We start from the raw sequence: 21,990 nt of genomic DNA on the forward strand, positions 1-21,990 counted from the left end.
TTTCGCGCGTCCCGCCCTAACCTCTTCATTCCCCGGGGTGGGGATATTGCGGCTGAAATCCTTGGGAGGAGATAGGAATGGCGCTTTCCGATATAACGCGACGTACGGGCTTTGCGCTCGGTTTCGGTGTGCTTGCCTTTGCCGTCGGTGCGTCTGCCGCTGCTGCGGATTTTCCCGATCGCGCGATCACCATGGTCGTGCCCTTCGCGGCCGGCGGCTCGACCGATGTCGTCGCTCGCATCGTTGCGCAGAAGATGTCGGAGGATCTCGGCCAGCAAGTGATCGTCCAGAACGTCGCCGGGGCCGGCGGTAATCTCGGCGCCGGTAACGTCGCCCGCGCCGAACCGGACGGCTACACCATCCTGATGGGCACGGTCGCGACCCACGCCCTCAATCCGCTCATCCTGAAATCGACGCCCTATGACGCCGAAAAGGATTTTGCGCCGATCTCGCTGCTCGTCGTCGTGCCGAACGTGCTGGTCGTCAATCCGGAGCTGCCGGCAAAGACCGTGCAGGAGCTGATCGCGCTGCTGAAGGCCGAGCCCGACAAATACAGCTACGCCTCATCGGGCAACGGCACGCCGCTGCATCTTTCCGGAGAGCTTTTCAAATCCATGGCCGGCGTCAGCATGCAGCACATACCCTATAAGGGCGCCGGTCCGGCATTGAACGACGTCATCGGCAACCAGGTGCCGATTATGTTCGACAACCTGCCCTCCTCGTCGAGCCACATCAAGGCCGGCACCCTGCGGGCGCTGGCGGTGACCACGGCCGAGCGTGCACCCTCCTTCCCCGACGTGCCGACTGTCGCCGAGTCGGGCATTCCAGGTTACGAGACTTATACCTGGAACGCGCTTTTCGCCCCGGCCAAGACGCCGAACGAGGTGGTGATGCGTCTCAACGCCTCGGCTAAAAAGGCGCTTGCCGACCCTGCCGTCGCTGAACGCATGAAGGAATTCAGCGCCACCATCGTCGGCTCGACGCCGGAGGAACTGGCTGCTCATGTAAAGGCCGAGCTCGCCAAATGGGGGCCGGTCGTCAAGGGCGCGAATATCCAGATGGAGTAATGTGAAAGAGCATGTACCGGCATCCCTCCTTCACTTGCGTCCAATGGAAACGGCGGCAATTGGACGCTAGGCAATCCAATCCTGATTAAGGCAGTGGAAAAGCTCGCCATTTTGATCTAGCTTCCCCTAAGCTGATAATTGCAATTCAGCGTTTTGGGATTTCGGGAGACATCTATGTATAAATTCGAAGTCTATAAGGATAAGGCCGGCGAGTTCCGCTTCCGCTTCAAGGCATCGAACGGGGAGGCCATGTTCTCGTCCGAGGGCTACAAGGCGAAGGCGTCCGCCATGAGTGCCATCGAATCCATCAAGAAGAACACGCCAAGCGCCGAGGTCGTCGACCAGACGAAGGCCGAGTCCTGAGCAGACCGGCAGCGGCGGCGTGATTGCCGCCCTGCCCTTTCGCGCCCTTGAGCAGCGCCGGTGCCCTTGAGCCCGGCTCGCTTGCTTGCGATTTTCGGCGCCATTTTTCTTTTTCGCATATTTTTTTGAAGGCCATGTCGAAACGACCGGTGGCCGCGCCTCATTGTTTCGGAACGGCCCCGCCGCTCCGCCGGGCGTCACGGTTTTCGGGATATCGGTCCCCGAAATCGGCACGCCCGGATCAACGCAACAACGAGATCAGGAGTTCTCCATGCAATATGCTCTCATTATTCGCGAAGCCGCCGAAGATTTCGCCCGCCGCGGCGATCCCGTCTATCGCGACGGCTGGGTCGCCTACAGCCAGGCGCTTGCTCAGGCGGGGATCATGACCGGTGGCGCCGGGCTGACCGGCCCGGAGACCGGCACGATCGTGCGCCGCAAAGGCGAGGAACACGATGTTCAGGACGGGCCTTATCCGGAAGGCAAGGAACAGCTCGGCGGCTTCTATCTGATCGATGTTCCCGATATCGATACCGCGCTCGAATGGGCGACCCGCGTCCCGATCTCCGACAAGGGCTCGGTCGAAGTACGCCCGCGCTTGCAGATGTGAGGCGGCAATGCCGCCCGATGCCGGACGCGCTGCCGAAAAGGTGGCGCGTCAGTCCTACGGCAAGCTGATCGCCTTCCTCGCCGCCCGCTCGCGCGACGTGCCGGCGGCAGAGGATGCATTGTCGGAAGCGCTGGCTTCGGCGCTTCGCGTCTGGCCGGAGCGCGGCGTTCCCGGCAATCCGGAAGCCTGGCTGCTGGTGGCCGCCCGCCGCAACCTCATGCAGGCCGCCCGCCACCGCACCGTCGAGGCCAATGCGCAAACGACGATATCGGTCGCCTTCGAGGAGGCGGAGGAACGCATGAACGAGGCCGGCAATGCCGTCTTTCCCGATGAGCGGCTGAAGCTGCTCTTCGCCTGCACCCATCCCGCCATCGACAGCTCCGTGCATACGGCGCTGATGCTGCAGACCGTTCTCGGCATCGAGGCAAAGACCATCGCGCGGACCTTCGTCGTCGCACCAGAGGCAATGAGCCAGCGGCTGGTGCGGGCCAAGGTAAAGATCCGCGATGCCGGCATTCCCTTCGCCGTCCCGCCTCGCCCCGCCTTGCCCGGGCGGCTCGCCGCCGTGCTTTCGGCGATCTACGCCGCCTACGGTCTCGGATGGGACGGGCTCGACGGGGAGAACGAACGCCATTCGCTGGCTGGCGAGGCGATCTGGCTCGGCCGTGCGCTTCTGGCAGTGCTGCCGGACGAGCCGGAAGCGGTCGGGCTGCTCTCCTTGATGCTTCACTGCGAAGCCCGCCGCAGCGCCCGGCGCGACAGCAGCGGCCGATATGTGCCGCTGGACGAGCAGGATACAGCCGCGTGGAACGCGATCATGATTGCCGAGGCGGATGCGCTGCTGCGCAAAGCCGGAAGCTTCGACCGTTTCGGCCCCTTCCAGTGCCAGGCGGCGATCCAGTCCGTGCATGCGGCGCGCCGGCTGTCAGGAACGACTGACTGGCAGGCGCTGACGACGCTCTACGCGGCGCTGGTGATGATGAAGCCGACGCTGGGTGCACGCGTCAGCCAGGCTGCGGTAATCGGCAGGGCCTCGAGCGCCGCTGCCGGGCTGGAGCAGCTTGACAAGCTCGATCGGCGCGACGTCGCAGCCTATCAGCCTTACTGGGCCGTGCGTGCCTATCTTCAGGCGCAGGCCGGCGACAGTGCCGCCGCAGCCGACGCCTATATGACAGCGATCGGCCTCAGCGACAGCCTTGCCGTGCGCGACTTTCTCGCCGGCCGGTTAAGGGGCGTGCAGCGGTAATGTCAGGCCACCGCATAATTCCCCAAATCGGAATCGATTTAGGGAATTATGCAGCAATTCAAAGTGTTACAGCGTCCTTTGCGCGTCTTCAAAGACGCGCGGCGCTGTAATCACTTCTCGGTCAGCTTCAGCTCGATGCGGCGGTTGGTAGAGCGCGCATCCGGCGTATCGCCCGGCGCGATCGGTTGGAACTCGCCGAAGCCGGCGGCAACCAGCCTGTCGGCCGGCACGCCCTGTGCGATCAGGAACTTGACGACCGAAATCGCGCGCGCCGAGGAGAGCTCCCAATTGTCGCGATAGCGGCCCGTTCCGGCGAGCGGCACGTTATCGGTATGACCGTCGACGCGCAGCACCCAGTTGATCTCCGGCGGGATTTCCTTGGCGAGATCGAGAAGGGCTGCGGCAAGCTTTGCCATCTCGGTCTGCCCGTCGGGGTTGAGATCGGCACCGCCCGAAGGAAACAGCACTTCCGACTGGAAGACGAACCGGTCGCCGACGATGCGGATATTTTCGCGGTCCGAGAGAATCTCGCGCAGCCGGCCGAAGAAGTCGGAACGGTAGCGGTTCAGCTCCTGCACGCGTGCGGCGAGCGCCACGTTGAGGCGGCTGCCGAGATCGGCGATCTTGGTCTGCGAGACCCGGTCTTTCTCCTCCGACGCCTGAAGGGCTGCTTCGACGGCGGCGATCTGGCTGCGAAGTGCTGAGATCTGCTGGTTCAGCAGTTCGACCTGGCTGAGCGCCCGTTCGCTCACCTGCTTCTGCTCGTCAAGCTCCTGCGTCATCGAGCCGATCCGCTTCTGCGCCGCATCTTGACCGCCGGAACCGGCATTCAGTAGCGCCTGCAGCCGCGAACGGTCGCCTTCGGCGCTGGCAAGCGAGGCCTGCAGATTGGCGACCGAATCCTGTAGATCCTGGTTGCTGCCCTTTTCCAGCGCAAGAAGCTGCGTCAGCTCGTTGATCTGGCTGTTAAGACGATTGAGCACCTCATCGCGTCCGGTGATCTCACGGCTGAGGATGAACTGCCCAACGACGAAGACCGTCAGCAGGAACATGATGGAGATGAGCAGCGTCGACAGCGCGTCGACGAAGCCCGGCCAATAATCGACCGTGCGTTCGCGGCGCCGGTTGCGGGCTAAAGCCATGGCTTACTTGCCCTCGCTCTTTTCTGCCTGGCTGGCGCGGTCGCGCAAACGCTCGCCCCTCTCGCCTGCGCGCTCCTGCACGCCGATGCGTTCGGCAAGCCGGTCAAGCGTCCGGCGCATCGCCTTCGCCTCGTCCTGCTGTGCCTCGATCCAGTCGCGCAGCATCTGCTGCTCGTTGCGCATGTTCTTGACGAGACCTTGAATGCCTTCGGCAAGGCTCGCCATGGCGGCGACGGAGCGCTGGCTGCCGGCACCACCCTCTTCCGAGACCTTGCGCAGATAATCGGAGAGCGCGCGCATGTCGTCCGAGGAAGCGCCGGAAACGGCGTCGAGAGCCGGGGCAAGATGATCGGAGCCGACATCCGTGACCGAGGAGAGCCAGTTTTCCAGCTCCATATAGAAGCGGTTTTGCGCGCGGCCGGCCTGCAGGTCGAGGAAGCCGAGAATGAGCGAACCGGAAAGGCCGAGCAGCGAGGAGGAGAAGGCCTGGCCCATGCCCGAAAGCGGCGTGGAAAGCCCTTCCTTCAGCGCCGAGAGCACGTCCCCGGTGCCGTTCGAACCGGCATCGAGCGACTGGATGACAATGCTGATCGAACCAATCGTGCCGATGAGGCCCCAGAAGGTGCCGAGCAGGCCGAGGAAGACCAAGAGGCCGATCAGGTAGCGTGAAACGTCGCGCGATTCGTCGAGGCGGCTGGCAATCGAATCGAGGATCGAGCGCAGCGCCGTCGTCGACAGAGACACTGCGGACTTGCGGCTGCCGAGCAGCGCCCGCATTGGCGCAAGCAGCCGCGGATTGCGGTTGACCTTGTCGACGCTGCCGGCGGCGCGGAACGAATTAAACCAGCGCACCTCGGGGCGAAGCGCCAGTACATGGTTGAAAACAAGGATGATTCCGACCGCGAGAACGCCGACGATCAGGCCGTTCAGGCCCGGATTGTGCATGAAGGCGGTCTGCGTCTGGCGGAAGAGGATAGCGGCGATAAAACCGACGATGACGAGGAAAAGCAGCATCGTCCAGAGGAAGGGCATGGGGCTCGAAAGCCTGTTGGCATGGGTGCCAGCCGTCTTTTCGGTGGAGCCGATCTCCGCCACATTCACATTTTCCATAGGGTCGCTGCCTCCGGAGTCATTGCTGGCGGAGACTAGAGCAACATTGTGCCGAATTGAAGTATGCCGGGGCGAAAACCGTGACTTTACAACAGCCAGATTTTCGTTCGGTCACTTGGCGGGAACCGGCCGCTTGACGACTTCGATCAACGCCTTGTGGATGATCTCGTTGCCGGCGACGATCGCGCCGCTTTCCAGCATCGTTGCGCCACCGTCCCAGTCGGTGGCGAAACCGCCGGCTTCGCGGATGAGCAGGATGCCGGCTGCCATATCCCACGGCGCAAGCTCCGCTTCCCAGAAACCGTCGAACCGCCCAGCAGCGACATAGGCAAGATCGAGGGTCGGCGAGCCCAGGCGACGGATGCCCGCCACTTCGCCCATCACGTGGCGAAGCTCGATCAGGAACTTGCCGTGATTGCGCTTGCCGAGCGCCGGCACGCCACAGCCGATGACGCAATCCGACAGCGCCCGGCGCGCGGCGACGCGCAGGCGTCGGTCATTAAGGAAGGCACCGCCACCGCGCTCGGCGGTATAGAGCTCGTCGGTCGCCGGATTGAAGACGACGGCGGCAACGATCTCGCCGTTGCGTTCGAGCGCGATCGAGACAGCAAAGGCCGGGATGCCGTGCAAAAAGTTCGTCGTGCCGTCGAGCGGGTCGACGATCCAGCGATGTGCGCCGTCGGTGCCCTTGATTTCCTCGCTTTCCTCGCCGAGGAAGCCATAGGTCGGACGCGCCTTGAGCAGCTCTTCCCTGACGATCTTTTCGGCCTTGCGGTCGGCGGTGGAAACGAAATCGCCCGGTCCTTTCACGGAAACCTGCAGGTTCTGCACTTCGCCGAAATCACGTCCCAGCGATTTTCCTGCCTTGAGGGCAGCCTGAACCATGACATTGAGAAGAGCTGAACGGGCCATCGGCGCATTTTTCCTTGGGACTGATACGGGGCGCGCGCGCTGCCAGGGGCGGGAAGTGTCCCTGAACATGCATGACAGGCAGCGCTGCGAAGATTGGCGGCCTCAAGACCACAAAATCAGGGAAATTTCAAGGGGAGGCGCGCATGGCTGCCCTGCGATGCCGGAAGCCACTAATTTTATTCTGGACAGATCAGTCCAATAAGAGTAGAAGCCTGGTCATGGCACGACACAAGGAATTCGATCGCGACACCGCCCTTCATGCCGCCATCGGCGTATTTTCCGAGCACGGCTATGAGGGCACTTCGACCGAGGAATTGCTGACGGCGATGAAGATCAGCCGGCAAAGCATGTACGATACCTTCGGCGACAAGCGCGGCCTCTATCTGGAAGCGCTGAAGCGCTACAATGTGGAGAGCATCGACAAGATCATCGCTGATCTTCGCCGCGAAGACCGGCCGATCGAGGCTCTGGAAGGCGCTCTCGTCGCCTTCGCCTCGCGTCCCGCTGCCGAGGCACGGCGCTGCTGCCTCGGTGTCAGCGCCATCTGTGAATTCGGCCGCACCGATGCCGAAATCGCAGCCCTTGCCGACAGCGCCGGCCACGCGCTTCACGCGGCGATCGAGAGCCTTCTCGCTGAGGCTCGCAGGACCGGAGAACTCGCAACAGATATCGATATCGCCGACGCCATCCCGTTTCTCGGCGCTGCTTTGTCGGGCATGAAAGTTAGCGCCCGAAACGGCGCCCCACCCGAGACGCTCCGCGGTATCGCACGCATGGCAATCAGAAGCCTCCGCTGACGAAGGGATAACTCCGAACCGGCCTTTCCATGGACAATTCTAGACTGATCAATCCAAAAACAAAGGAAGCATAAATGTCTCAACCCCTTTCCACCAAGATCGCCCTCGTCACCGGCGGCTCGCGCGGCATCGGTGCCGCCATCGTCCGCAGGCTCGCCGCTGACGGCGCCGCCGTCGCCTTCACCTATTCCAGCTCGGAGCACAAGGCGAAGGCGATCGTCGCCGAGCTGGAGGCTGCTGGCGGCAGGGCGCTGGCAATCCGGGCCGACAGCGCCGATGCGAAGGCCGTACAGGATGCCATCGCGTTGACAGCCGGGCATTTTGGCGGTCTCGACATTCTCGTCAGCAATGCCGGCATTCTCATCCTCAACCCGCTCGACGACTATTCGCTCGAAGATTTCGACCGGATGTTCGCCGTCAACGTCCGCGCTGCCTTCGTCGGCATCCAGGCAGCGGCAAGACACATGAAGGAAGGCGGCCGCGTCATCACCATCGGCAGCGTCACCGCCGATCGCAGCGGCTTTCCGACCTCCGCGGTCTATAGTATGACGAAGGGCGCGATCGCCTCGATGACCCGCGGCCTCGCCCGCGATCTCGGCCCACGCGGCATCACCGTCAACAACATCCAGCCCGGCCCGACGGCGACCGACATGAACCCCAATGAGGACGATCATGAGCGCCTCAAGCCGCTGATGGCGCTTGGCCGTTTGGGTGAGGACCGCGAGATTGCCGGCCTCGCCGCCTATCTCGCCAGTGCCGAGGCCGCTTTCGTCACCGGCGCCAGCCTGACGATCGACGGCGGTTACCTCGCCTGAATAGAGAGCCTGCAGGGCTACAACCAAAAACCGGCGGCATCCTGCGATACCGCCGGCTTCGGTCTGGCTGTTTAAAGAGGTCCTAGAACTTCTGTTGCGTCATCAGCACTTCACGAGCGATCTGATCGAGCGGCAGGATCCGGTCGACGCCGCCTTTGGCGATCGCCTCCTTCGGCATGCCGAAAACAACGGAACTCGCCTCGTCCTGCGCCACCGTATAGGCGCCGGCCTCGTGCATTTCCAGCATGCCGCGCGCACCGTCGTCGCCCATGCCGGTCATGATGATGCCCATGGCGTTCGAGCCGGCCGAGCGCGCCGCCGAGCGGAAGAGCACGTCGACGGAAGGCCGGTGTCGCGACACCAGCGGCCCGGTCTTCACGCTCACATAGTAGCGCGCACCCTGGCGCTCGAGCAGCATGTGCTTGTCGCCTGGCGCGATCAGCACATGGCCGCGCAGCACCGGATCGCCATCGACGGCTTCCTTGACCTCGACCTCGCAGAGCCCGTTCAGCCGCTTGGCGAAGGCGGCGGTGAATTTCTCAGGCATATGCTGGACGATCACCATGCCAGGCGCATTGGCCGGCAGCTCCTCCAGGAACTCGCGCAGTGCTTCGGTGCCGCCGGTGGAGGCGCCGACGCACACGACCATCTCCGTCGTCTTCGCCATGGCTCGCCCCGTCGGTGGCGGCAGCATCACATCCGCCGTCAGTTTCTTGGCCGGCCCCTCCGCTGAAGCGGAACGGATGGTTCCGGCGGCGCGGCGGACATTGGAAAGCCGTGCATGCGAGGCGCTTTTGACGACTTCGCGAATACGCATCGCATCATCGGCAAGGCTGTCGGCGGCCCCGATCTTCGATTTCAGAATGACGTCGACGGCACCGGCCTCCAGCGCCTGGATCAGGGTCTCCGAACCCGCTTCCGTCAGCGACGAGCACATCACGACAGGGATCGGCCGCTGCGCCATCAGCTTGCGCAGGAAGGTAATGCCATCCATGCGCGGCATCTCCACGTCGAGCGTGATGACATCGGGGATCTCCTCCTGCAGCTTCCGCGCCGCCATGAAGGGGTCGGATGCGACCGCCATGATCTCGATATCGGGATCCTGCTCCAGCACATGGGCCAGCGTCTGGCGGACGCTGGCGGAATCGTCGATGATGAGAACGCGGATTTTCTTAGCCATGAATGCCCCTAATGCATGCCGTCCGGAAGCGCGCAGCGGTTTTGGGATGACGCGATGCGCTTTAGATACGCTGAAACACCGTATTCGAGACCTGCTTCAACGGCAGATCGAAGCCGGTGATCGATTCAGAATGGCCGATGAACATGTAGCCGCCCTTCGCCAGGCAGTCGCAGAGGCGGTTGAGCACGCCGGCCTGAGTCTGCTTGTCGAAGTAGATTAGCACGTTGCGGCAGAAGATGACGTTCATCGCCTCGCCGATCTGGTATTTTTCGTCCATCAGATTCATACGGGCAAAACCAATCTTGCTGCGCAGTTTCGGCGTGATGCGCACCTCCCGCCGATCCGGCTGCTTGGCCGTCAGCACGTATTTGCGCTGTAGATCGCGCGGCACGGGCGCGATGAGGTCTTCCGGGTAGATGCCCCGGCGCGCCGTCTGCAGCACGTCGGTGGAAAGGTCGGTGGCCAGAACGCTGTAGGAGACGTCGTTGCGGCCTTCGGTGAATTCAGCCAGCACCATCGCCATCGTGTAGGGTTCCGCCCCCGTCGAGCAGGCCGAACTCCAGGTGCGGATCGTCCGCACGCCGCTGCTGGCGATCGCCGGCAGCGCTACCGTCTGCAGATAGTCGAAATGCTTGGCTTCGCGGAAGAAGTCGGTCTTATTCGTCGTCACCACGTCGATCAGGTAGACGGTTTCTTGGTCGAGCCCGTCGTGATTGAACAGGAAGTCGCAATAATCGTCGAAGGTCGCATGGTTGGTTGCGCGCAGGCGGCGCCTCAGCCGCCCTTCGAGCATCGTCAGCTTGGTCGGCGGCATCTTGATGCCGCTGTAATCGTAGATGAACCGGGCAAGCTTGTCGAAATTGCGCTTGCTGATCCGGTCGCCCGGCAATTGGGTTTCCACCGCTGCTGCCATACTCATAGAACGCAGTACTCCGAGTTGATTCGCGGTCAGGCTGCCGATTGCAGTGCCGAGGCGTCCTCGCGCGACAGCAATCGTGCAAGATCGATGATGACGACGAAGCCGTTTTCACGGCGAACGACGCCGGCGATATAGTCCGAGCGCCAGCGCACGCCGATGTCAGGCGCCGCCTCGATCTGCTCGCGCCGGAACGGCGTGACCTCGAAGACGCGGTCGGCGACGAGGCCAAGCGTCAGCAGCCGGCTTTCCATCGGCACGTCGAGGACGAGCACGCGTGTATGCGGCGTCGGCACCGTCTTCGTCATGCCGAGCTTCAATCGAAGATCGATCGTCGGCACGCCCTGCCCGCGCACGTCGCGCAGGCCGAGCAGATAGTCGGGACCATTCGGAATCTTGAAAGCTTCCGCATAGTCGAGAATTTCCCGTACCACTTCAACCGGCACCGCGAAAATCTCCTCGCCGAGGCTGAAGGTCACGAATTGCGCTTCCAAAGATGTCGTGGCCATGATCATGCGCTTTCCTTGAATTCGACGTCCCCATCATCGGGACCGCCCATGGAGAGATCGAGAGCGAAGCCTTTCACCCGCGCCTGCTGGCTGGCGACGTTGTTGGCAGCCGGCTTCTTGGGCGTAGGCTTGCGGCCGGCGACGGGAGCCGGGCTGCGGACCGTGACCTTGGTGGCCGGCATGCGGGACTGGCGATTGCTTGCCGTATCGACCTTGAAGAAGGCAATCGAGGCCTGCAATTCTTCCGCTTGGGTCGCGAGCTCTTCGGAGGTCGCCGACATCTGCTCGGAAGCACCGGCATTCTGCTGCGTCACCTTGTCGAGCTGCTGGATCGCTTCATTGATCTGCGAAGCGCCGACATCCTGTTCGCGGCATGCGGCGCTGATCTCGGAGACCAATTCGGCCGTCTTGCGGATATCGGGCACCAGTCGGCCGAGCATGTCGCCGGCTTCCTGAGCGGCCTTGACCGTATCGCCCGACATCGAGCTGATTTCGGCAGCGGCCGACTGACTGCGTTCGGCAAGCTTGCGCACTTCAGATGCGACCACCGCAAACCCCTTGCCGTGTTCACCCGCACGAGCGGCTTCGACGGCAGCGTTGAGCGCCAACAGATCGGTCTGGCGGGCGATTTCCTGGACGATGCCGATCTTCTCGGCAATGGTCCGCATCGCCTGGACGGCGCGCGTCACCGCGTCACCACTGGCTTCCGCATCCTTGGCCGACTGGCGGGCGATTTTTTCCGTCTGGGCGGCGTTATCGGCGTTCTGCTTGATGTTCGCGGCCATTTCTTCCATCGAGGCGGAAGCCTCTTCGGCCGACGCGGCTTGTTCGGTAGCGCCCTGCGACACCTGTTCCGAGCTCGAGGAAAGTTCCTGGCTGCCGGCCGAAACATTTTCTGCGGCTGCAGCCGCATCGGAGACGACGCCGCGCAGGCGCTCGACCATCTGTTCGAGCGCAATGCCGAGCATGTCCTTCTCCGACAATGGCTTCGGGGACACCGTCAGGTCGCCATTCGCGATCTGATTGGCAATCTCGGCGGTGTTGCGAAGATTGTCCGTCATGACGTTGATCGTGTTGACCAGATCCTTGATCTCGTCGTTGCTCTTGATCTCGATCTTCTGGTTGAGATCACCGATGGCGACGGCGCTGGCAACGTTCATGATCTTGCGCAGGCCGCTGTTGACGCCGAGCGCGATCCACAGCGCAGCGGCGAAAGCGATGACGGAAGCCCCGATCGCGATACCAATCAGCATGTTCTTCGTCGAACTATAAAGAACGTCGGTGTCGTTATCGGCTTGCGCCATCGACTTCTGCTGAAGCGTGACGAGCGTCTCGAAAACCTCTTCCAGTTCCATGACGAGGCCGCGGACCTCTCCCGACGAAAGCGCCGCTGCCGCTGCCCTGTCGCCGCTTTCCTGGATAGAGGCGACTTTGTTGGAGCCCTCACTGAAGCGTTTGGCCAACTCGACCAGCCTGTCCCAGGTGGGCTTGCCCTCGGCTGTTGCGAGCTGTTGGCCGCCTGTGGCGAAGACCACCATGTCATCCAGGCTCTTCGCCGAGTTCTGGTAGTCCTTCCTGGCCACTTCGGGATCCATTTCCAGAAGCGCATTCTTCTGCCAGCGAACGGCATTAAGCTCCGCAGTCTTTGCCTCCAGAGCCAGTTCCAGCCTCTTTGCCGGACCAGAAACAAGGTTGCCGACAGCATCGTTCAGGGAACTGAGGCTGATGATTCCATAGACCGCGCTGCCCACCAGCAACAATATGACAAAGCCGAATGCGGCTGCGAGCTTAATTTTGATCGTAATACGCATCTCAATATACCTCTCCGAGAGCGAAGCAATTAATGTGGACCAAGGGGCGCGGCATCATGCAGCAAAGAAATTCCGGTAGGCGAAGCGTGCGTCGCGGGCCATCCTGACTGGCCCACGACAATTGCGAACGGGGAGCGGTTATGCGCTTTCCCCAGGTGAGCGCTATGCGCTCTCCCTAAACTCGTCATCGGCCGTGTCGGGACCGCCCATCGACAGGTCGAGGGCAAACCCCTTCACGCGGGCCTGCTGACCGGCGACCGTATTCACCGGCGCCTTGCCGACCGGTTTGCGCGGTGCAGCCTGAGTCCGGCTGCGGGCGGTGAGTTTTGCAGCCGGCGCGCGCTCGCGGCGCCCGCCTGCCATATCGACCTTGAAGAAAGCGATCGACGTCTGCAGCTCTTCGGCCTGGGAGGCAAGTTCCTCGGAGGTCGCCGACATCTGCTCGGAGGCGCCGGCATTCTGCTGCGTCACCTTGTCGAGCTGTTGGATCGCTTCGTTGATCTGGGCAGCCCCGATATCCTGTTCACGGCAGGCCGCACTGATCTCGGAGACCAGCTCGGCTGTCTTGCGGATGTCGGGCACCAGGCGGCCGAGCATGTCGCCGGCTTCCTGGGCAGCCGTGACGGTGTCAGTCGACATGGCGCTGATTTCCGCTGCAGCCGACTGGCTGCGTTCGGCAAGCTTGCGCACTTCAGATGCGACGACCGCAAAACCCTTGCCGTGTTCACCCGCACGAGCGGCTTCGACGGCGGCGTTAAGAGCGAGAAGGTCGGTCTGGCGGGCAATCTCCTGGACGATACCGATCTTCTGGGCAATCGTGCGCATGGCATCGACGGCGCGGGAGACGGCCTCGCCGCTGGCTTCCGCATCCTTGGCCGACTGACGGGCGATCTTCTCCGTCTGGGCGGCGTTGTCGGCGTTCTGCTTGATGTTGGAGGCCATCTCCTCCATCGAGGCGGACGCCTCTTCGGCGGACGCCGCCTGTTCGGTTGCGCCTTGCGATACCTGTTCCGAGCTTGCCGAAAGTTCCTGGCTGCCGGAAGAGACGTTTTCGGCAGCGGAGATCGCGTCGGCGACGACGCCGCGCAGGCGCTCGACCATCTGTTCGAGCGCAATGCCCAGCGCATCCTTATCGGAGAGCGGCTTCGGAGATACCGTCAGGTCGCCGTTTGCGATCTGATCGGCGATGCCGGCGGTGGTCCGCAGGTTGGAGATCATGCTCTGCATCGCGATGCCGAGCGAATCCTTGTCCGAAAGCGGCTTGGCATCGGTGCTGAGGTCGCCCATGGCGATCTGGTCGGCAAGTGCTGCCGTGGCGCGCAGATTGGCAGTCATGGTATTGACCGTATTGATGAGATCCTTGATCTCGTCATTGGTCTTGACATCGACCTTCTGGTTGAGGTCGCCGATTGCGACGGCGTTTACGACAGTCGTGATCTTCCGCAGACCGTTGTTGATGCCGAGCGTGATCCACAGTGCAGCGCCGAGAGCTATGAGCACGGCGATACCGGAAGCGGTGCCGAGGATCAGCTTCGTCGAGTTGTAAAGATCAGTGTTCGACTGATCGGTCGCCTTCATGCCCTTGCGCTGGATCTCGATGAGTGGGGCAATCGCCTCACCCATGTCGTTGGTCATCGTGCGCAGGTCGCCGAGCGACAGCGCCAGGGCGCCGGCTTGATCGCCCCTGGCGTCAAGCTGCTGCAGTTCGGCGGATCTGTCGCGGAATTTCGCACCGATCGTCAGCAACTTTTCCCAATAGGGCTTGCCTTCGGGCGAGGCGATCGCAAGGCCGGCATCGACAGCATCGAACATGGCCTGCAAGTTCTGGTCGGCTTCCTTGTAGAAACCGGCAGTCGCGTCGGGATCCGTGGAAAGCAGCGCGTTCTTCTGGGCGCGGATGGCGTTGACTTCGGCAACATTGGCGTTCAGCGCCAGTTCCAGGCGGCGCATCGGGCCGTCGATCATATTGCCGCTTGCTTCATTCAAGGTGCCGAGGCTCAGGCTTCCATAAACCGCGATGCCGATCAGCAGCAGCGTCATGATGCCGAAGGCAAGACCCAATTTGAGCTTGATGGTGAAACGCATGTGATACCCCCTATGCGGTCAAAACGAATGGATAGAGACACGTCCCGTCAACGGGGCGTCGAGCTTGAAAGTGATGTGTCTGAAAAGGGGGAAAGCGACTACATTCACTTCCCGGCAGCCGGACATCTATCGATCGCAGCGCCAACGCCTACATGCGTTGGGGGATATTCCCACCTCGGGCCACCGGAGCAGCCCGAGGGATCGGTTTGAGGCGAAGGCGCTCAGGCGCTTTCCCCGGGAGAGCTAGCCTCTCCCCGGACAGCGCCTATGCGCTCTCCCTGAAATCGTCGTCGCTGGCGTCTGGACCGCCCATCGACATATCGAGAGCAAAGCCCTTGAGACGCTGCTGCTGGGCCGAAACCGTCTGGCCACGGCCCTGGCTGTGGGCCTGCGGGGCGGGTTTGCGGACAGCGGCCGGGGCCTTGAGCACCTTGGTCGAAGCTTTTGGCTGGGTCTTGTGGGCACCAGGCCGCGCGCTGCCTGCCGTATCGACCTTGAAGAAGGCGATCGAGGTCTGCAGTTCCTCTGCCTGGGAGGCGAGCTCCTCGGAGGTTGCCGACATCTGCTCGGAAGCACCGGCATTCTGCTGCGTCACCTTGTCGAGCTGCTGGATCGCCTCGTTGATCTGCGAGGCGCCGATATCCTGTTCGCGGCAGGCCGCACTGATCTCGGAGACCAGTTCCGCCGTCTTGCGGATGTCGGGCACCAGCCGGCCGAGCATGTCGCCGGCATCGGCGGCAGCCTTGACCGTGTCGCTCGACATCGAGCTGATTTCCGCTGCAGCCGACTGACTGCGTTCGGCAAGCTTGCGCACCTCCGAGGCGACCACCGCAAAACCCTTGCCGTGTTCACCCGCACGAGCGGCTTCGACGGCGGCATTCAAGGCGAGCAGATCGGTCTGGCGGGCGATCTCCTGGACGATGCCGATCTTCTGGGCGATCGTGCGCATGGCGTCGACGGCGCGCGTCACCGCTTCACCGCTCATCTCCGCATCCTTGGCCGACTGGCGGGCGATCTTCTCCGTCTGGGCGGCGTTATCGGCGTTCTGCTTGATGTTGGCGGCCATCTCTTCCATCGAGGCGGAAGCCTCTTCGGCCGAAGCCGCCTGTTCGGTAGCGCCCTGCGACACCTGTTCCGAGCTCGCCGAAAGTTCCTGGCTGCCGGAGGAGACGTTGTCGGCGGCCGACAGCGCGTCGGCGACGACGCCGCGCAGGCGTTCGATCATCGTATTGACGTTGCCCAGAAGTTCGCCGATTTCGTCATGGCTGGTGATATCCGCCATCTTCGTCAGATCGCCTTCCGACACCTCGCGAACCACGGTGTTGGCGCGGCTGAGGCCCTTGCTGATCGTGCTGGCGATCCAGAAGGCGGTGAAGGCAGCAATCAGCAGGGCGACGGCGGCGACCGCAACCATCATTGTGCGCGTCGTCGTGTACTGCGCTTCGGCGCCGTCGTCCGCAGCCTTCATGCGCTGCTTTTCAAGTGCCAGGATCTCGCTGAGCGTCGAGTCGATGTCGTTGGCAGCGGCCCGCGCCGTCGTAACGGAGATGGTATTTGCGCCTTCCGCATTGCCGGCCTTCACATATTCTCGGATTTGATCGTCGGCTCCATTGAAGGTCTTGGAAAGTTCAGCGATGCGCGCCCAGCGCGCCTTGCCTTCTTCCGTTGCCAGCGCCAGCACCTGGCTGAAGGCGTCGGCGAACTCCTTGCGGGCCTGATTGCCCTTGGCGATTGCCCCGGCCGTTTCGTCTGCGCCACGGGCGGTGAGCAGATTCTTCTGCTGGCGGATGGCCTCGAGCTGGGCAATATTGATCTGTTGCGCCAGGTCGAGGCGGGCTGCCGGGCCGGAGAGAAGCTTATCGATCGTGTCGTTCAGCGATCCAAGGCTGAAGATACCGTAAACGGCGGTACCCACGAGCATTACAATGATGAAGGTGAACGCGGTCACCAGTTTCGTCTTGATTGTCAGTCGCATGGTCCCCAAACCCCTCGTTGAATTCATCCAGCGTCAATTGACGGCGCCTGCCGCATCGTGCCTCGATGAAAAGATTGCCTGCAGATTGGGGAGAATGATGAATTCTCCGCCCCTCTTCACCAGGCAGTTGATGTAATCGGCGCGCCAGCGCATGCCGACGCTGGGCGGAGCCTCGCTGGCGGACTTTGAAAGCGTCGTCACCTCGTTCACCTTGTCGGTCCTGAGGCCGACGAGCGTCTGCTCGCCCTGCAGGTCGATCTCGATGACGATGAAGCGGCTGTCGATCGTCGCCTCAGCTGCTTCCATCCCGAAGGCGAGACGCAGATCGGCGAGCGGAATGACCTTGCCGCGAAAGTTGATGACGCTGGCGACGAAGGGCTGGCTGCCCGGCACAGCGGTCTCGGGAAGCAGGTCCAGGATTTCCTGGACGATGACCGCCTCCAGCGCGAAGGTTTCGCCGTTGAGATCGAAGGTCAGGACCTCGACTTCCTCGGCATAGCTCCAGTGATTGTCGAATCGTTCGGCTGTTGCTGCTGTTGCACTCATCCTGCCACCCGCAATTGCGCCTCCTGTTGCTGACCCGCGGCAACCAGGTGCCCGACGTCGAGAATGAGAGCGACGCTGCCGTCGCCGAGAATGGTCGCGCCCGAGAAGGTCGCAACGTTATTGTGCAGTTTTGACATCGACTTGATGACCGTCTGGTGGTCACCGATGATCTGGTCGACGACGAGACCGACGCGCTCCGTGCCGGTCGAGATAACGACGACCTTCTGGTGCACGTCGGGCTTGGTGCCGGTGCGGAAGAGGTCGCGCAGGCGCAGGAACGGCACCAGGCTGTCGCGCAGCGAGATGAAGCTGCGGCCGCGCGAGCGGAGATCTTCCTCGAGCGACAGTTCGAGGCATTCCTCGACTGCCGAGAGCGGGATGACGTAGCGGCCGGAACCGACGCGCACCAGTAGGCCGTCGATGATGGCGAGCGTCAGCGGGATGCGCAGCGACACTTCCGAACCCTGTCCCGGCACGCTGACAATGTCGATCGCGCCGCGGAGCGCTTCGACCGTCTTCTTGACCACGTCCATGCCGACCCCGCGGCCGGACAGATTGGTGATCGCGGCAGCCGTCGAGAAGCCAGGGGCGAAGATCAGTTGCAGCAGCTCGGAGTCGGAAAGCGGCTGGCCGGGCTGGATGAGGCCGGAGGATTCCGCCTTGGCGCGAACCCGTTCACGATTGATACCGCGGCCGTCGTCCTTGATCGAGATGATCACTTCGCCGCCGGCCTGGCGGGCCGAAAGCGTCACCGTGCCGGCTTCGATCTTGCCGGAGGCAAGGCGCTCGGCGGGCGTTTCGAGGCCGTGATCGATCGAGTTGCGCACCAGATGCACCAGCGGATCGGCCAGACGCTCGATGACTGTTTTGTCGACTTCGGTGCTCTCGCCCTCCGTCACCAGTTCGATCACCTTGCCGGTTTCGCGGGCGAGATCATGGACGAGGCGGCGGAAACGGGAGAACAGGGTGGCGACCGGCACCATGCGCAACACCATCATCGTGTCCCGCAATTCGCCGGAGAGGCGTTCGATTTCTTCCGAAACGGAGCGTAGCGCGATATCGGTGCTGGCGCTGGCGAGCTGGCTGAGGCGCGATTGCGCGATGACGAGCTCGCCGACGCGATCCATCAACTCGTCGAGACGTTCGGCCGGAACGCGGACATTCTCGGCCGCCTTCGCCTGGCTGACGGCGGCAGGCGCCTCGCGCTTGGCCGGAACCGCCTCGACAGGACGGAATTCCGGGACGGCCGCCGGCGGAACGGGCGCCGCCGATGCCGCGGCGACAGGCGCAGGGGCTGCCTTTTCATCGGCCGGAGCGACGGCTGCCGCTGTCGGCCCGTCGATCTCCTCGACACTGAGTTCCATGTCATCGAGCACGAAGATGAAGACGTCGTTGATCGCCGAACGGTCCTGCTCGCTGGTCAGCGTCACGTCCCAGGAAATATGGAGATCCGTCGGAACCAGCTCGTCGAGAGCCGGAATGGCCGATGTATTGGCGCGCACGGTGCATTCGCCGAGATCGCGCAGCTCGTCCAGCAGACCGAGCGGGTTGGTGCCGTTGGCCATCGAATTGGCGGGCAGGCTGAAGCGGATGCGCCAGCTGTTCTTCTTCTTCGCCGGTGCCTCGCGCACGCCTGCGGGTGCGGGAACAGCGACCGGCGTGGCGGCAGGCGCCGCTTCCTTGCCGCCGACGGCGGCCTGCAACTGTGCCAGAAGCTTATGCCCAATATCGCCATGATCGGCGTCCGGCTGGTCGACGAGGGCACGCATATGGTCCTGGGCGGAGAGAACGGCGGCGACGAGTTCGCTGGTCGCCGCGACCTCGCCCTTGCGGACGCGGTCGAAGGCTGTTTCGCAATGATGGGTGAAGGCGGCGAGTGCCTCGAAGCCAAACATCGCGCCGGAGCCCTTGAGCGTGTGGAGCCCGCGGAACACGGCGTCGACTAGATCCTTGTTGTCGAGCTGGTGAGTCAGGTCGAGGAGACCGGCCTCGATCGCTTCGAGGCATTCGGCAGCCTCCGTGCGGAATACGGCGACGGGATCGAGCGTGCTCATCGTCCAAGAACCTTCTTCACGATCTTCACCAGGCTTTCCGGGTCGAACGGCTTGGTCAGCCAGCCCGTCGCACCGGCGGCCTTGGCGCGCGCCTTGAGATCGGCGTCCGATTCCGTCGTCAGGAAGATGATCGGAACGCCCGCCTGCGCCGGCAGCTTGCGCAGTTCCTCGATCATCGTCAGCCCGTCCATGACAGGCATGTTCAGATCGGTCACGATCAGATCGAAGCTGCTGCCCTTCGCCGTCGCGAGGCCCTCTGCCCCGTTGACCGCCTCGGTGACGCGATAGCCGGCATTGGTCAGCGTGACCTTGGTGGTCAGACGAATGCTGGCGGAATCGTCGACAGTCAGGATATTTGCACTCATAACGTCACCTCTTTATGCAACCAGAAATTTGCGTCTTCTTGATCGAAGCATTCGATGAAACCTGCGCGCTCAAGTATCTTCAGGACCGAGCCATTGGCCGGCGAAGAAAGCTTGAACGTCTTTCCTTTGGATTTTGCTTGTCGGCGCGAGGATTCGATAAGCTGAACGAAACTCAGATCCGCTTCTGCACCTTCTGGAATGCTGACGATGATTGTATCACGGCTATGAAATTCATCATTAAACTTGGAATATAGTTCGGTCACGTTACGGATGCTAAGCACGTCCGGCAAATTTATAGATTCGTAATATTGTTTCTGAGTATCCAATGCAGCCTCCTGGGCCAGAAAATACTTGACGACCCTAAAAGGACTCTCACGGCAGCGTTAATGCGGGGTAAACAGCGGTTGTAGGAAACTGCCGTATAGCGCGTTCCGCGACTCCCAATTTTCATCCGGGATAAGTTGTATTTTTTTCTCAAAATTTAGAAATAAGTAAAATAAAAACAACATGTTGAATCATCAAATCAAGCGTTGGGCTTTCAGCGACACGCCATCAACATCTTTCGTTAATCACAACGCTGGCGAGTCCGGCGCGTTTACCGGACGTTTCCATCCTGCCCGTAAAAATAGAGTTGAATTGCCTGGATTTTAACAAAAGGTATAAAAGTGGCACACGCTCTGGTATCACCGAACGCTGCAGCCTACACATCAGGGCGGGACATCAGCCAGACCCTGGAATCCGCCCGCGGCCAGGTCGAGGAACGTTTCCTCGAAGGCGGCACCGTGCTGCTGTCGGTTATGGATGTCCTCAACCGCTTGCTGAACTCGCTCGAGAGCGTCACCACGGCGCTCGACAATAAAGAGGCGAGCGACACCAGCGCCGATCTCCGCGCCACGGTGGCGAGCCTGACGGCGCTGCCGATCACCGAGGAAAGCCGCCAGCAGGCCCTCGTCTCACTGGCGCATACCGGCAGGGAACTGCGCAAGCACGTCGCTGACATGCAGGAGACGATGCGTTATCTCAGAACCTTCGCAGTGACCGTGAAGATCACCGGCGCCGGCATTGCCGAATTCGCCGGCTTCGCCCAGGAGATTCTGGAGCGTATCTATTCCGGCACCGATGAGGTCAACCGCTTCGCTACACACCTCGACAGTCTCGATAAGGAGGTCAAGCTCGCCGCCTCCTTTGGCGCCAGCGTTTCCAAGGGTTATGCCGATACCGTTCCGGCCGTCGCCGGGGCCTTGCGTGATGACGCCGCCAAGATCGCCGAACACCGCAGGGATCTCGGCGTCATTGCTCGCGAGGTCGGCGCGATTGCCCGCGCGGTGCAGAGCAAGGTCGCCTCGACGCTGTCTGCCCTGCAGATCGGCGATATCACCCGCCAGCGCATCGAGCATGTACAGGCCACCTTTTCGCTGCTTGAAGATTTCTTTGCCGGCGAGGATGGCGCGAAGCTCGACGCCGGCGCGCGCCAGCGCCTCCAGAACGTCATTCACCATCTGACGGCAGCGCAGATGAGCGACATGTGCGCAAATTTCCAGCGGGATTCTGAGAACGTCGTCAAGACGATCGCGAGTTTCGACCACGATATGCGAGAGATCCTCAAGCTGCGTGATCAGATGAGCGGTCAGAGCGGCGAGGCCGGCGGCAACTTCATGCGCTCGCTGGAATCCAGCGTTTCGGCCGCCCATGAAATCGTCAAGCAGGTCGACACGGCAAGCCGCCAGGCCGATCAGGTGAGCCAGTCGACGATCGGCACGGCCGCCAAGCTCTCCGAAGCGATCGGCAACATCCGCGCCGTCAAGACCGACATTCACTATATGGCTTTGAATACCAACCTGCGCTGCAGCCGCCTTGGCGAGGAAGGCAAGTCGATCAACGTCGTCACCGCCGAGCTGCGCATCTTCGCCGGCAAGCTCGACGATTCCGCTGACGCCATCGTCACCGGCCTGCCGGCGCTCGAAGCCGCGGCCGGGCGCGTTGCCCCCGCCACGGATGCCGGAGCCGGCAGCCTGGGAGAAAGCCTGACGTCGGCCGTCGGCAACATCCGCTCTGCAGCCAACGTGATGGAAAACGAGTTGAAGGTGCTCGCCGAGAACGGCCGCGCGGTCGCCACCAAGATCAGCCTGCTGATCGGTAAACTCGATTTCCAGCATGATCTCGGTGAAGTCCTTGCCGGCTGCGCCGATCTGCTCGAAGGCGTCGCCGGCACCGATGTCGCCGATATCTCCGATCTCGCCGAGATGATCGCGCCGCTCGACCGCAAGATCTTCAAGCACTATACGATGGTCCAGGAGCGCAACATTCATCGCGATATCATCCCGGCGGGCGAGGACAATACTCCCGCCCCCGCCGAGGCCGCCAAAGTCGAAAACGATGAAGACCTCTTCGCCGACGCGCTTTTTTAGGTTGGAACGCTACGGCGCCGCGCGTCTCTTCAGACGCGCAAAGGACGCTGTAGCACTTTGAATTGACGCATAATTTTAT

20 protein-coding genes are annotated in these 21,990 nt (G+C 62.3%); 7 read left to right on the forward strand and 13 right to left on the reverse strand.

All coding sequences use genetic code 11. The features are described 5' to 3' along the window. Positions 1-77 precede the first annotated feature (77 nt). The 4 genes from J3P73_RS20755 to J3P73_RS20770 all read left to right on the forward strand — a co-directional run bounded on the left by J3P73_RS20755 (position 78) and on the right by J3P73_RS20770 (position 3,286). Positions 78-1,067 carry a Bug family tripartite tricarboxylate transporter substrate binding protein gene (locus J3P73_RS20755; protein WP_130656190.1) on the forward strand — a complete coding sequence of 330 codons (990 nt, stop codon included), beginning with the start codon at positions 78-80 and terminating at the stop codon, positions 1,065-1,067. Positions 1,068-1,241: 174 nt separating this feature from the next. Further along, a complete protein-coding gene (locus J3P73_RS20760) occupies positions 1,242-1,430 on the forward strand; it encodes a YegP family protein (protein WP_017968150.1) in 189 nt (62 codons plus the stop codon). Positions 1,431-1,701: 271 nt separating this feature from the next. Beyond that, a complete protein-coding gene (locus tag J3P73_RS20765) occupies positions 1,702-2,040 on the forward strand; it encodes a YciI family protein (protein WP_024323253.1) in 339 nt (112 codons plus the stop codon). 7 nt (positions 2,041-2,047) lie between these two features. After that, positions 2,048-3,286 carry an RNA polymerase sigma factor gene (locus J3P73_RS20770; RefSeq protein ID WP_130675740.1) on the forward strand — a complete coding sequence of 413 codons (1,239 nt, stop codon included), beginning with the start codon at positions 2,048-2,050 and terminating at the stop codon, positions 3,284-3,286. 110 nt (positions 3,287-3,396) lie between these two features. On the opposite strand, the gene J3P73_RS20775 is transcribed toward J3P73_RS20770, so the two are convergent. The 3 genes from J3P73_RS20775 to J3P73_RS20785 all read right to left on the reverse strand — a co-directional run bounded on the left by J3P73_RS20775 (position 3,397) and on the right by J3P73_RS20785 (position 6,450). Then, on the reverse strand, positions 3,397-4,428 hold the full coding sequence (locus J3P73_RS20775) for a peptidoglycan -binding protein (RefSeq protein WP_018072873.1): 1,032 nt from the start codon (positions 4,426-4,428) through the stop codon (positions 3,397-3,399). Positions 4,429-4,431: 3 nt separating this feature from the next. Next, positions 4,432-5,538 (reverse strand): MotA/TolQ/ExbB proton channel family protein, encoded by a 1,107-nt coding sequence (locus J3P73_RS20780; protein WP_130692688.1) that lies wholly within the window; start codon positions 5,536-5,538, stop codon positions 4,432-4,434. 111 nt (positions 5,539-5,649) lie between these two features. Next, a complete protein-coding gene (locus J3P73_RS20785; RefSeq protein WP_130692690.1) occupies positions 5,650-6,450 on the reverse strand; it encodes an inositol monophosphatase family protein in 801 nt (266 codons plus the stop codon). Between the two features lie 218 nt (positions 6,451-6,668). Between J3P73_RS20785 and J3P73_RS20790 the strand changes: the two genes are divergently transcribed. After that, complete coding sequence (locus J3P73_RS20790; protein ID WP_018072870.1) at positions 6,669-7,247, forward strand: TetR/AcrR family transcriptional regulator; 579 nt, start codon at positions 6,669-6,671, stop codon at positions 7,245-7,247. Between the two features lie 74 nt (positions 7,248-7,321). Further along, positions 7,322-8,062, forward strand: coding sequence for a 3-oxoacyl-ACP reductase family protein (locus J3P73_RS20795; protein WP_130662190.1), 741 nt, complete (start codon positions 7,322-7,324; stop codon positions 8,060-8,062). Between the two features lie 82 nt (positions 8,063-8,144). Here the strand turns inward: J3P73_RS20795 and J3P73_RS20800 are convergent, their stop codons facing one another. The 10 genes from J3P73_RS20800 to J3P73_RS20845 all read right to left on the reverse strand — a co-directional run bounded on the left by J3P73_RS20800 (position 8,145) and on the right by J3P73_RS20845 (position 19,829). Beyond that, a complete protein-coding gene (locus tag J3P73_RS20800; protein ID WP_130692692.1) occupies positions 8,145-9,242 on the reverse strand; it encodes a protein-glutamate methylesterase/protein-glutamine glutaminase in 1,098 nt (365 codons plus the stop codon). A 61-nt stretch (positions 9,243-9,303) separates the two neighbouring features. Further along, positions 9,304-10,161 carry a CheR family methyltransferase gene (locus J3P73_RS20805; protein WP_105007310.1) on the reverse strand — a complete coding sequence of 286 codons (858 nt, stop codon included), beginning with the start codon at positions 10,159-10,161 and terminating at the stop codon, positions 9,304-9,306. A gap of 29 nt (positions 10,162-10,190) precedes the next feature. Continuing rightward, a complete protein-coding gene (locus J3P73_RS20810) occupies positions 10,191-10,673 on the reverse strand; it encodes a chemotaxis protein CheW (protein WP_018072866.1) in 483 nt (160 codons plus the stop codon). Next, entirely contained in the window at positions 10,670-12,478 is a 1,809-nt protein-coding gene (locus J3P73_RS20815) for a methyl-accepting chemotaxis protein (protein ID WP_130692694.1), read from the reverse strand. Before J3P73_RS20815 ends, J3P73_RS20810 begins: the two co-directional genes overlap by 4 nt. 162 nt (positions 12,479-12,640) lie before the next feature. Next, positions 12,641-14,563 carry a HAMP domain-containing methyl-accepting chemotaxis protein gene (locus J3P73_RS20820; protein ID WP_130771824.1) on the reverse strand — a complete coding sequence of 641 codons (1,923 nt, stop codon included), beginning with the start codon at positions 14,561-14,563 and terminating at the stop codon, positions 12,641-12,643. A 265-nt stretch (positions 14,564-14,828) separates the two neighbouring features. After that, the gene (locus J3P73_RS20825; protein WP_130656195.1) at positions 14,829-16,538 is read right to left on the reverse strand and encodes a methyl-accepting chemotaxis protein; all 1,710 of its coding nucleotides are present in this window, start codon (positions 16,536-16,538) and stop codon (positions 14,829-14,831) included. A gap of 33 nt (positions 16,539-16,571) precedes the next feature. Continuing rightward, entirely contained in the window at positions 16,572-17,084 is a 513-nt protein-coding gene (locus J3P73_RS20830) for a chemotaxis protein CheW (protein WP_018072862.1), read from the reverse strand. Continuing rightward, a complete protein-coding gene (locus J3P73_RS20835) occupies positions 17,081-19,138 on the reverse strand; it encodes a chemotaxis protein CheA (protein ID WP_130662196.1) in 2,058 nt (685 codons plus the stop codon). Before J3P73_RS20835 ends, J3P73_RS20830 begins: the two co-directional genes overlap by 4 nt. Then, the gene (locus tag J3P73_RS20840; protein ID WP_017968162.1) at positions 19,135-19,503 is read right to left on the reverse strand and encodes a response regulator; all 369 of its coding nucleotides are present in this window, start codon (positions 19,501-19,503) and stop codon (positions 19,135-19,137) included. Before J3P73_RS20840 ends, J3P73_RS20835 begins: the two co-directional genes overlap by 4 nt. Then, the gene (locus J3P73_RS20845; protein ID WP_018072860.1) at positions 19,500-19,829 is read right to left on the reverse strand and encodes an STAS domain-containing protein; all 330 of its coding nucleotides are present in this window, start codon (positions 19,827-19,829) and stop codon (positions 19,500-19,502) included. The genes J3P73_RS20840 and J3P73_RS20845 overlap by 4 nt, the downstream gene beginning before the upstream one ends. A 339-nt stretch (positions 19,830-20,168) precedes the next feature. Between J3P73_RS20845 and J3P73_RS20850 the strand changes: the two genes are divergently transcribed. Next, positions 20,169-21,911, forward strand: a complete 1,743-nt coding sequence (locus tag J3P73_RS20850; RefSeq protein WP_130686788.1) for a chemotaxis protein — start codon at positions 20,169-20,171, stop codon at positions 21,909-21,911. The last annotated feature ends 79 nt before the right edge of the window (positions 21,912-21,990 follow it).

Source organism: Rhizobium ruizarguesonis (assembly GCF_017357285.1).
Classification (GTDB): domain Bacteria; phylum Pseudomonadota; class Alphaproteobacteria; order Rhizobiales; family Rhizobiaceae; genus Rhizobium; species Rhizobium ruizarguesonis.

Excerpts from the sequence above, each read along its gene's own strand:
- J3P73_RS20755 (WP_130656190.1), top strand. The coding sequence starts at position 78 with ATGGCGCTTTCCGATATAACGCGACGTACGGGCTTTGCGCTCGGTTTC.
- J3P73_RS20760 (WP_017968150.1), top strand. The coding sequence starts at position 1,242 with ATGTATAAATTCGAAGTCTATAAGGATAAGGCCGGCGAGTTCCGCTTC.
- J3P73_RS20765 (WP_024323253.1), top strand. The coding sequence starts at position 1,702 with ATGCAATATGCTCTCATTATTCGCGAAGCCGCCGAAGATTTCGCCCGC.
- J3P73_RS20770 (WP_130675740.1), top strand. The coding sequence starts at position 2,048 with ATGCCGCCCGATGCCGGACGCGCTGCCGAAAAGGTGGCGCGTCAGTCC.
- J3P73_RS20775 (WP_018072873.1), bottom strand. The coding sequence starts at position 4,428 with ATGGCTTTAGCCCGCAACCGGCGCCGCGAACGCACGGTCGATTATTGG.
- J3P73_RS20780 (WP_130692688.1), bottom strand. The coding sequence starts at position 5,538 with ATGGAAAATGTGAATGTGGCGGAGATCGGCTCCACCGAAAAGACGGCT.
- J3P73_RS20785 (WP_130692690.1), bottom strand. The coding sequence starts at position 6,450 with ATGGCCCGTTCAGCTCTTCTCAATGTCATGGTTCAGGCTGCCCTCAAG.
- J3P73_RS20790 (WP_018072870.1), top strand. The coding sequence starts at position 6,669 with ATGGCACGACACAAGGAATTCGATCGCGACACCGCCCTTCATGCCGCC.
- J3P73_RS20795 (WP_130662190.1), top strand. The coding sequence starts at position 7,322 with ATGTCTCAACCCCTTTCCACCAAGATCGCCCTCGTCACCGGCGGCTCG.
- J3P73_RS20800 (WP_130692692.1), bottom strand. The coding sequence starts at position 9,242 with ATGGCTAAGAAAATCCGCGTTCTCATCATCGACGATTCCGCCAGCGTC.
- J3P73_RS20805 (WP_105007310.1), bottom strand. The coding sequence starts at position 10,161 with ATGAGTATGGCAGCAGCGGTGGAAACCCAATTGCCGGGCGACCGGATC.
- J3P73_RS20810 (WP_018072866.1), bottom strand. The coding sequence starts at position 10,673 with ATGATCATGGCCACGACATCTTTGGAAGCGCAATTCGTGACCTTCAGC.
- J3P73_RS20815 (WP_130692694.1), bottom strand. The coding sequence starts at position 12,478 with ATGCGTATTACGATCAAAATTAAGCTCGCAGCCGCATTCGGCTTTGTC.
- J3P73_RS20820 (WP_130771824.1), bottom strand. The coding sequence starts at position 14,563 with ATGCGTTTCACCATCAAGCTCAAATTGGGTCTTGCCTTCGGCATCATG.
- J3P73_RS20825 (WP_130656195.1), bottom strand. The coding sequence starts at position 16,538 with ATGCGACTGACAATCAAGACGAAACTGGTGACCGCGTTCACCTTCATC.
- J3P73_RS20830 (WP_018072862.1), bottom strand. The coding sequence starts at position 17,084 with ATGAGTGCAACAGCAGCAACAGCCGAACGATTCGACAATCACTGGAGC.
- J3P73_RS20835 (WP_130662196.1), bottom strand. The coding sequence starts at position 19,138 with ATGAGCACGCTCGATCCCGTCGCCGTATTCCGCACGGAGGCTGCCGAA.
- J3P73_RS20840 (WP_017968162.1), bottom strand. The coding sequence starts at position 19,503 with ATGAGTGCAAATATCCTGACTGTCGACGATTCCGCCAGCATTCGTCTG.